At 72.5% G+C, this 9657-nt stretch carries 7 protein-coding genes; 6 read left to right on the forward strand and 1 reads right to left on the reverse strand.

Features of this window, described 5'->3' with window-relative positions; translation table 11 throughout:
- Positions 1–476 precede the first annotated feature (476 nt).
- The 4 genes from IE273_RS41180 to IE273_RS41195 all read left to right on the forward strand — a co-directional run bounded on the left by IE273_RS41180 (position 477) and on the right by IE273_RS41195 (position 5196).
- Positions 477–2279: an AfsR/SARP family transcriptional regulator gene (locus IE273_RS41180; RefSeq protein WP_229888103.1), complete on the forward strand. Its 1803-nt coding sequence runs from the start codon at positions 477–479 to the stop codon at positions 2277–2279.
- A 208-nt stretch (positions 2280–2487) separates the two neighbouring features.
- Positions 2488–3261 (forward strand): thioesterase II family protein, encoded by a 774-nt coding sequence (locus IE273_RS41185; protein ID WP_189820232.1) that lies wholly within the window; start codon positions 2488–2490, stop codon positions 3259–3261.
- A 376-nt stretch (positions 3262–3637) separates the two neighbouring features.
- Positions 3638–4510 (forward strand): metallophosphoesterase family protein, encoded by an 873-nt coding sequence (locus tag IE273_RS41190; RefSeq protein ID WP_189820233.1) that lies wholly within the window; start codon positions 3638–3640, stop codon positions 4508–4510.
- Entirely contained in the window at positions 4507–5196 is a 690-nt protein-coding gene (locus tag IE273_RS41195) for a 4'-phosphopantetheinyl transferase family protein (RefSeq protein WP_189820234.1), read from the forward strand. The genes IE273_RS41190 and IE273_RS41195 overlap by 4 nt, the downstream gene beginning before the upstream one ends.
- Here IE273_RS41195 and IE273_RS41200 read toward each other — a convergent pair.
- Positions 5138–7378, reverse strand: coding sequence for an MMPL family transporter (locus IE273_RS41200; protein WP_189820235.1), 2241 nt, complete (start codon positions 7376–7378; stop codon positions 5138–5140). The genes IE273_RS41195 and IE273_RS41200 overlap by 59 nt on opposite strands.
- 257 nt (positions 7379–7635) lie before the next feature.
- Between IE273_RS41200 and IE273_RS41205 the strand changes: the two genes are divergently transcribed.
- Together IE273_RS41205 and IE273_RS41210 are read left to right on the forward strand one after the other, a co-directional pair.
- Positions 7636–8898, forward strand: a complete 1263-nt coding sequence (locus IE273_RS41205; protein WP_189820236.1) for a sensor histidine kinase — start codon at positions 7636–7638, stop codon at positions 8896–8898.
- Positions 8895–9593, forward strand: coding sequence for a response regulator (locus IE273_RS41210; protein ID WP_189820237.1), 699 nt, complete (start codon positions 8895–8897; stop codon positions 9591–9593). The genes IE273_RS41205 and IE273_RS41210 overlap by 4 nt, the downstream gene beginning before the upstream one ends.
- Positions 9594–9657: the final 64 nt, after the last annotated feature.

Below are 9657 nucleotides of genomic sequence, written 5' to 3' on the forward strand. Positions count from 1 at the left end.
TCCCGCAACTCCTCGCCGCTCACCACACCGACCGCCGCCCTGGCTCGACACCCCGCCCCGGTACTCCGGGTCATGGCCTGCGCGGTGCATGCGTCAGGTGTCGCGCCCGGCCTGAACGCCCAGTGTTCCGGGGCCGCGTATCGTCTCGATGACGCGCGATGCGACAGTGTCCGCGTCCCGGGTCCGCACGGCTGCCACGACGGGCCGCGGGGCCCGAGGACGCGACCGGCGAACGCCGCTCGCCGACGGAGGCGATCCGGCCCCTGACGCAGTGCGGTTCAGTACAGGAGTGACCAGCGATGGAACCGGCGTGCATCATGAACCTGTCTGCACTCCGACACGTTCCACTAGCAGAGGTCAACCGGACGGGCGGGAGGAAGCCGTCCCGCTGGCACGACGTTGGAATCCCCGAGGGGACACATTTGCTGTATTTCAGGATGTTAGGATTACTTACCGTCGAAGTCGACGGACACCGCGTGACGGTGGCTGCGCCGCGGCAACGGGTTGTCCTCGCGGCCCTGTTGCTGAACGCCAACCGGGTGGTGTCGGTGGACCGGCTGGAGGACTTCGTCTGGGACGACACGCCACCGAGCAGCGGCCCGGCGGTGATACGCACGTACGTGATGCGGCTGCGACAGGCACTCGGGCCGAAGGCCGGCGCACGGATCGTCACCCGGGCGCCGGGCTACCTGGTCGAGGTGGACGGTCAGGAGACCGACCTCGGCCGGTTCGACAGTCACCGCGAGAGGGCGTCCGCACTGGCCATGGCGGGGGACCTCGCCGGCGCATCGGCGGAACTGGGCACCGCGCTGTCGATGTGGCACCAGAGTCCGTTGCAGGACGTCCAGTCCAGCACCCTGCGTGACATCGAGGTGCGGCACCTCGAAGAGCGGTACTTCCAGGCCCTCAGTTGGCGGTTGGACCTGGACATGCAGCTGGGCCGGCACGCCGACCTCGTGCCCGAACTGTGGCGGCTGACCCGTGAGAACCCCCTCCACGAAGGCCTGGCGGCGAAACTCATGCTGGCGCTGTTCCGCTCCGGACGCCAGTCCGACGCGTTGAACGTGTTCCACCAGATCCGGGCCGCGCTGATCGAGAAACTGGCCACCGAACCGGGCACGGAACTCCAGCAGGTGCAGCAGCAGATCCTGGCCTCGGAGGACGCGCGCCTCACCGGGCCAGGACCGGCGGACGTCCGGCCTGTCACCCGGATCGCCGCCCCGTCACCGCCACGTCCGGCCCAACTCCCCGCCATGCTCCCCGACTTCCTCCCATGGCCGTCCGCCGGGCCGCGGTCGCCCGTGGACGGTCCCGCGAGCACGCTCTCCGACCCCACGGCTCCGCCGCGGGAGACGACCACGGTGATCAGCGGCAGCGGCGGTGTCGGCAAGACGTGCCTGGCGGTGCACTGGGCGCACGCCTGCCGCAAGGAATACACCCGGGGCCAGCTCTACGCCTCCCTGGGCGGCAGCGGCGACCACCCCGTCCGGCCGTCCGACCTGCTGACCCGCTTTCTGCGCGATCTCGGTGTACCGCAGGCCAGGATCCCCCAGGACGATGCGGAACTCGTCGGCCTCTACCGCTCGGTGGTGGCTGACAGCAAGCTGCTGGTCGTCCTCGACGACGCGCACAGTGCCGCGCAGGTGCGCCCGCTCATCCCCGGCGGCATACACAGCAGAGTGCTCGTCACCAGCCGGAACCGACTCGCGGACCTGGAGGGCGCGCGGACCGTCGTCCTCGGGTGCATGACCGAGGACAGCTCCCTGCGCCTGCTCTCCAGCATCATCGGCCGGGCACGTGTCGACGCGGAGCTCGCTGCCGCGCGGCAGATCGTCCGAATATGCAGCGGTCTGCCCCTGGCCCTGCGGATCGTCGGCATCAGACTGCTCGGTCGGCCGCACCGCCCCCTCGCCGGCATGGCCGACCGGTTGGCGAGGGCCGACCGGCTGCTGGACGAACTCAGTGTCGGCGACCTGTCGGTACGCGGCTGCTTCGACGCCGGCTACCAGGCTCTGAGCGCCGCGCCGAGGCACGGCTTCCACGCGAATGTGGCGCTGCGGATCCTGGGTACACTCGAAACCGGCATCCTCAGCACCGCTGTGCTGGTCGAGCGGCTCGGATGCTCTTTCATCGAGGCTGAGGACGCCCTGGACCGCTTGGTGGACGCCAACCTCCTCCAACAGGACAGCTCCGGGCGGTACCTGCTGTCGAGCCTGACCCAGGCGTACGCCAGGGAACAGTCGATCGCCCTGTGCGAAAACGCCCCTCAGGTCGCGTGAACCCCGTGACGACACCTCTCGGAGAACCGATGCCGTGGCCGGTACTGGTGGGACACGGCCTCTCCATGGTCGACTACCCGCGGACGCAGGCGCTCCCACACCTTCCGCCGCACCGGTCCTGTCCCCGCCACGACGTCGGCCTTCCCACTCGCCCGAAGTGGCGCGGTCCCGCACACCCGACATCCAGCCGAACAAGGAACCGACAGACGTGACCGTCAACCCCCCTCACGTTCCCCTCAGCGATCCCGGCGCATGGCTGCGCCGGTTCCGCCCCGCTCCCGACGCAGCGGTGCAGCTGGTCTGCTTCCCCCATGCCGGCGGCGCCGCGAGCTACTACATGCCGGTCGCCGCGGCCCTGGCACCGCGGATCGACGTGATCGCGGTCCAGTACCCCGGACGACAGGACCGGCGTCACGAACCGTTCGTCGAGGACATCGGCGCACTGGCCGACCATATCCACGCGGCACTGGCCACGTGCACCGACCGCCCGATGGCGTTCTTCGGTCACAGCATGGGGGCGGTCACCGCGTTCGAGGTGGCCATGCGGCTGGAGCGGAACCACGGCACCGGCCCGGTGCAGCTGTTCGTGTCCGGGCGCAGAGCCCCCAGGACACGGCGCGAGGAGGCGGTGCACCTGCGCACCGACGAAGGGATCCTGGCCGAGTTGCGCACACTGAGCGGTACGAACGAACAGCTCCTGCAGGACGACGAGTTGGTGCGGATGATCATGCCCGCCATCCGTGCCGACTACCGGGCGATCGAGGGCTACCGGGGCTCGGAGAGTGACGTCCTGGGCTGTCCCGTCACCGTTCTCGTGGGAACCGAGGATCCCCAGGTGACGGCCGACGAGGCCCGCCTCTGGAGCTCGCACACCACTGGCCCGTTCGACTACCGCGAGTTCTTCGGAGGCCATTTCTACCTGACGGACCACCAGGAGGAGATCAACGCTCTGCTCGCTGAGCGGCTCCTCGGGACGGCGTAGTGACCGTACGTGCGGCCGTACGCCTGAGCACATGAGGGTCGTGTCCCCGCATCCTCGGCGTGTCGCCGCGGTTGGTCCGCGGCGCCCCGCGGAAGAAGCCGTCCGGTTCCATCACCGTGCGGGTGACTCCGGGGCGCCGTCAGGACGGACCGCGCCGCCTTCCCGCAACCCGTCCGCCATGAGAGATGAGCCGGCCCAACTGCCGCACCGCGACGGCGCAGTCGGCCCATCCGGCCCCGGACCGGGCGCGGGGCCGCGCTGCGGCGGTCGATCGGCGTGGTGCCGGACGCCTAGCGCGCTGAGGACACGTTGTCCCGGCGTCCCGGCGTCCCGGCGTCCCGGCGTCCGGACCTGATCCCCTACGAGAGAAGCCCCGATGATCAGTCACCCTTCAGGTACCCCCTCTGTTCCGTCCGGCGGCCGACTGCTCGCCATCAGCGACTTGCACGCCGCCCATGCCGACAACCGGACAGTCCTGGAAGGGCTTCGTCCGCAGTCCGCGGACGACTGGCTCATCGTGGCCGGAGACGTCGCCGAGATCAGCACGGACATCGAGTGGGCGCTCACCCGACTGGCGAGGCGTTTCAGCAAGGTGATATGGACGCCGGGCAATCACGAGCTGTGGACTCACCCGAGCGATCCCGTGCAGCTGCGGGGAGAGGAGCGCTACCGGTACCTGGTCGAGCTGTGCCGCGGCATCGGCGTGGTGACTCCGGAGGACCCCTATCCGGAGTGGAAGGGAGAGGGCGGGCCGGCGACTGTCGCCCCACTGTTCCTGCTGTACGACTACTCGTTCCGCATGCCCGGTATGTCGACGAAGGAGGAATCCCTGCGCAAGGCGCATGAGGCCGGCATCGTCTGCACCGACGAATTCCTGCTGCACCCCGACCCGTATCCGACCCGCGAGGCCTGGTGCCGGGCCAGGGTGGCGGAGACCGAGCGACGGCTGGCCGCCTGCGACCCGGACCTGCCGACCATCCTCGTCAGCCATTGGCCGCTGCTGCGCCATCCCACCGAGGTCCTGTACCACCCGGAGTTCGCACAGTGGTGCGGGACGACCCTGACAGCCGACTGGCACCGCCGCTTCCGGGCCACCGCAGCGGTCTACGGCCACCTGCACATACCCCGCACCACCTGGCATGACGGGGTGCCCTTCACCGAGGTGTCGGTGGGCTACCCCCGTGAGTGGCGGCGCCGCCCGGCCGGCGCCCCGGGACTGCGCCGGGTCCCGCTGAAGGAGGCGTCGTGATCGCCGATCTGCTCCCCTCCCCCGTGATCGCCTACGACACCTTCACGGACGCTCCGCACGACGCCCTCCTCCCCGAGGAGCACGCCGTGGTCGCCGCCGCCGTGGAGAAGCGCCGCCGCGAGTTCACCACCGTACGGGCACTGGCCCGTACCGCGATGCACGCACTGGGCTGTCCCCCCGCTCCCGTGCTACCGAACCGCCGGGGGGCACCGGGCTGGCCGGAAGGCCTGGTCGGCAGCATGACGCACTGCGACGGGTACCGGGCCGTGGCGCTCGCGCGCGCCGTCGACGTGATCGCCGTCGGCATCGACGCGGAGCCCAACGCCCCGCTTCCCGACGGCGTCCTGGAAGCCGTCTCCCTGCCGGCGGAGCGGGCGTGGATATCCGACCTGACGGCGGCCAGGGCCGAGGTGAGCTGGGACCGGCTGCTCTTCAGCATCAAGGAGAGCATCTTCAAGGCGTGGTACCCGCGAACCCGCTACGAGCTCGGCTTCGAGCAGGCGGAGGTCACGGTCTCCCCGCAGTCGCACACCTTCACCTGCCGCCTGATCCTGCCCGAGCAGGCGCCCCCGGCCTCGTGGCTCACCGACACACAGGGGCGCTGGCTGGTGCGGGACGGACTCCTGGTCACCTCGCTGGCGGTGTCGGCCGGCCGGCCGGACACCGCTCCAGGCGCTCGCTGCTGAGCCTCCTGCCGGGAGGAAGCGAGTCGGGGGCGGTGGGGGTGTGGTGGCCGGTGGGGCGCAGGGGCCACCAGAGGGCGCGGCCCAGGAGGGTGGCCAGGGCCGGGACCAGGGCGAGCGAGAGGACGACGGCGGAGAGGAGGATGCCGAGCGTCAGCGCGAAGGCGATCTGTGCGCTGCCGGGGGTGGTGGCGAGGCTGGCGAAGGAGCCGGCCAGGACCAGCCCGGCGGTGGCGACGGCGGGCGTGGTGTGGCGGACGGCGCGGGCCACGGCGGCGCGGGCCGGGCCGGGGTGGTGCATCTCCTCGCGGATCCGGTCGGTGATGAGGATGTTGTAGTCGGTGCCCAGCGCGACGACGAACAGGAACAGCACCAGCGGGAGGGTGAAGCTGACGCCGGGCTCGTCCAGCACGTGCTGGAACAGCAGGGTGGCGGCGCCGAGGGTGGCGGCGAAGCCGAGCCCGACGGAGAGCATCAGGACCACCGGGGCGAGCAGGCTGCGCAGGAGCAGCAGCAGGATCAGGGCGATCAGGGCGGCGGCGACCGGGAAGACGACCGCCAGGTCGTGGTCCACGGCGACGGAGATGTCGGCGAAGACCGCCGCCGTGCCGCCGACGTGGGCGCTCGTCCCGGCGGGCGTGTGGGCGGCGACGGCGGCACGGACCGGGCCGGAGGCCAGGTCGCGGGCCCGTGCGCTCTGCGGGTCGGCGGTGAGGAAGAGGTCGATCCGGGCGGCGCGGCGGTTCTTGTTCAGGACGGTGCCGCCGACCTGGCCGACGCCCTCGGTCTTGGCGAGGGCGCGGGAGAGGCCGTCGAGCCGGGCGGGATCGAGGGTGCCACCGTCCGCGGCGGTGACGTAGACGGTGGTCGGGTCGGACACGCCGGCCGGCAGGGCGCGTGCGATCTCCTTGGCGGTGGCCGCGGCCGCCGTCCCGGAGTCGCCGCCCTGGCCGTAGTCCATCCGGATCCCGGTCATCCCGGCGGCGAGGGCGCCGAGCAGCGCGACGGAGCCGAGCAGCAGGACCATGGGACGACGGGCGACGAAGGCGCCGTAGCGGGCGGCCACGCCCGGCCGCGGCTCCCGGTCCAGGCTGCGGGAGGGCCAGAACATCTTGCGGCCGCAGGCGGCGAGCAGGGCCGGCATCAGGGTGAGACTGCCCAGCAGCATGATCAGGACGGCGACGGCGATCGCCGGGCCGAGCGAGCGGAACTGCCCGAAGCTCGCCACGCCCAGGGTGGCGAAGGCGGCCACGATGGTCAGCGCGGCCGAGGTGATCGCGGTGCCGACCCGTCCGGACACCTCGGCGGCCGCCTCGCGGGCGGGCTGGCCGGGCCGGGCGCGCAGGTGCTCGCGGAACCGGAAGAGCAGGAACAGCAGGTAGTCGACGCCGATGCCGAGCAGCACCACGGAGATCAGGCTCGGGGTGGAGACGTCCAGCCGCAGGCCGGTGAGCGTCGCGGCGCCGGCCACGGCTCCGGCGGCCACGGCGCCGATCAGGGTGACGGCGAGCAGCGGCAGCACGGCCGCGAGCACACTGCGGAACACCAGCACGTTGAGCAGGACGATCAGCACGGTGACCAGGCTGCTGCCGATCAGCGCGGCGACCCGGTTGTCGTCCGCGCTGTCGGCGGCCTCGGCCAGTCCGCCGGTGAACCCGGTGCGCATCCCGGCGGCGGCGAACTGCGCGCGGGCGGAGTCCCGGAAGGTCCGGTAGACCTCCTGGACGCCCTCGTCCACGGCGCTGCCGGTCAGTTCGACGGAGAGCAGCTCGAAGCTCCGGTCGGGCGCCGTCGTCGCCGGGGCGACCCGGGGGGTCTGCGAGCGGTCGGGCTTGAGGAACGCCGGCTCGTCCTCCTCCCTCGGCATGGTGACCCGACGCTTGCCGAGCTCCGCCGCCTCGGCCTCGATCCGCCGCTGGTCGCCGCCGGTGAGCGCCTTGCCGTCGCTCCGGGCGACCAGCACCGTGACCGTGGTGGCGTCGGGCTTCACCCCGAACTCCTCCTCGGCGATCCGCAGGGCGGCGGCCGAGTCGTAGCTCTTCGGCAGGAAGTCACCGGTCTGGGACTGGGTGACCCGGCCGAGCAGCATCGGGCTCAGTGCGCCCAGCGCCAGTCCCAGGACCGCCCAGAGGGCGATGACCTTCCAGGCGTGTCTGGTGGAGAATCCGGTCAGTGCGCGGATCACGGTGCCCTCCGGCTGATGGACGCGAACGTCGGCCTTGTCGCCGGGGGTTCCCGGCGGGCTTCCAGACCATCAGGCGAAGAGGGTGCCGGGCGTCCGGACAGCGGACGAACCGGGCCGGGGCCCCCGGTCCCCCGGCGGGCCGGAACCAGGACCGTGCTCCTGGTCCGCCCGCCCTACCTCGGCCGGAGGGACCACCCGGGGCCGGGCGGGCCGGTGCCAGAATGAGGCGTCAACGCTGGTCGACCGGGAGGACGAGGATGGACGGGCGTCAACACCCCGGCGCGGCCGTGGACGAGGTGCCGCGGAACCGCACGGACGGCCTGCCGTGGACCCAGGCGGACGCGCTGATGGCCGTCGGAACCGGCTCGCTGGACCTGCTCGCCCACCTGGTCGTCAGCGAGGTGGAGGGCACCCGCGGCGTCGGCGTGCCGGGCTTCGTCCTGCTCGTGCTGTCGGGCGTGCCGCTGCTCGCCCGGCGCCGCCACCCGGTGCAGGCGCTCGCCGCCGTCCTGGTGCTCCAGTCCGCGATCGACCTGTCGACCCCGATGGGCACCCACTTCGGCGCCGTCCTGATGGTGGCGGTGTACTCGGTCGCCCGGAACCGCGCCTGGCCGGTCACCGCAGGCGCCGCCGCGGCTACGGCGCTGGTGACGATGCTGAGCCAGAGCGACTTCCCGGTGCCCTCCGCGGAGGCGGGCTTCGCGGCCGTCGCCTCCACCGCGCTCGTGACCGGCAGCGGAGTCACGGCCGCCCGCTGGCAGCGCCAGGTGGACGCCAACCGCAGGCTGCTGGCCGACCGCGCGGTGGCCGAGGAGCGCCGCCGCATCGCCCGGGAGTTGCACGACATCGTGGCCCACCACATCACCACCATGCAGCTGATGGCCGGCGGCGCCCGCGCCAACCTGGCCAATCCGGAGGTGGTGCGAGAGGCCCTGGTCACCCTGGAGTCCTCCGGGCGGCTGGCCCTGCGCGAGATGCGCCAGCTGCTGGACGTCCTGCGGGCGGGTGACGAACCGGACGCCGCCCCGGCCTCGCCCCAGCCCGGGGCCGACGACCTCAACCGGTTGGTGGACGAGTCCCGCCGGGCCGGGCTGCCGACCGCGTTCAGCGTGCACGGGCCGCGTCGGCCGCTGCCGCCGACCGTCGGCCTGACCGTGTTCCGGATCGTCCAGGAGGGCCTGACCAACGCGCGCAAGTACGCGGGGCCGGCCAGCGCGTCCGTCGTGCTGACCTACCGCGCGGACGGGATCACCGTCGAGGTGCGCGACGACGGCCGGGGCGTGCCGTCCCAGGACGCGCGGCACGAACCGGTGCGGAGCGGGTACGGCCTGATCGGCATGCGCGAGCGGGTCGCCCTGCACGGCGGCACCCTGGACGCGGGGCCGCGGCCGGAGGGCGGCTTCGCCGTGGTGGCCGAGCTGCCGCTGGCGCCGGAGGAGACGGCCGAGGCGGCCGTCCAGAGCGGGGAGCCCACCGAGCGCGTCGGCGGCGGACTGCACGGGGAGGCGGTGTACCGGTGACGCCCGGGATCAGGGTCCTCATCGCGGACGACCAGCCGCTGGTCCGGCGCGGCCTGTCGCTGATCCTCTCGCCGGACCCCGCCTTCGAGGTGGTGGGCGAGGCGGAGGACGGCGCGCAGGCCGTCGCGCTCGCCCGGCGGCTGAGCCCCGACGTCGTGGTGATGGACATCCGGATGCCCGTCCTGGACGGGGTCGGCGCGACCGAGGAGCTGGCCCGCACGCTGCCCGGATGCCGGGTCCTGGCGCTGAGCACCTTCGACATGGACGAGTACGTGGTGGCCGCGCTGCGCGCCGGCGCGTACGGGTTCCTGCCCAAGGACGTCTCGCCGGAGGACCTCGCCGCGGCGATCCGCACCGTCCACACCGGGGAGGCGGTGGTAGCCCCGCGCCTGCTGACCCGGCTGATCTCCGCCTACGTCCGGACACCGCTCGGCGCCCCGCCACCGCCCGACGTCGTGGCGGGGGAGCTCACGCCCCGCGAGGTGGAGGTGTGGCGGCTGATGGCCACCGGCCTGGACAACGCCGCGATCGCCCGCACCATGGACATCAGCCACTCCACGGTGAAGAACCACATCACCAACCTCTTCGGCAAGCTCGACGTGCGCGACCGCGCCCAGGCGGTCATCGCGGCGTACGAGTCCGGCCTGGTCACCGCCCGTTCGGGGAGCGGCGACCAGGCCGGACGGAGGGGGTAGGCGAGAGGGGGGCCTGACCCCGGAAGTTGGACACGGGGTTATGCGGCTTGCGTCAGCGTAGTTG

The sequence above is a fragment of the Streptomyces olivaceoviridis genome (assembly GCF_014650115.1).
GTDB lineage: Bacteria > Actinomycetota > Actinomycetes > Streptomycetales > Streptomycetaceae > Streptomyces > Streptomyces olivaceoviridis.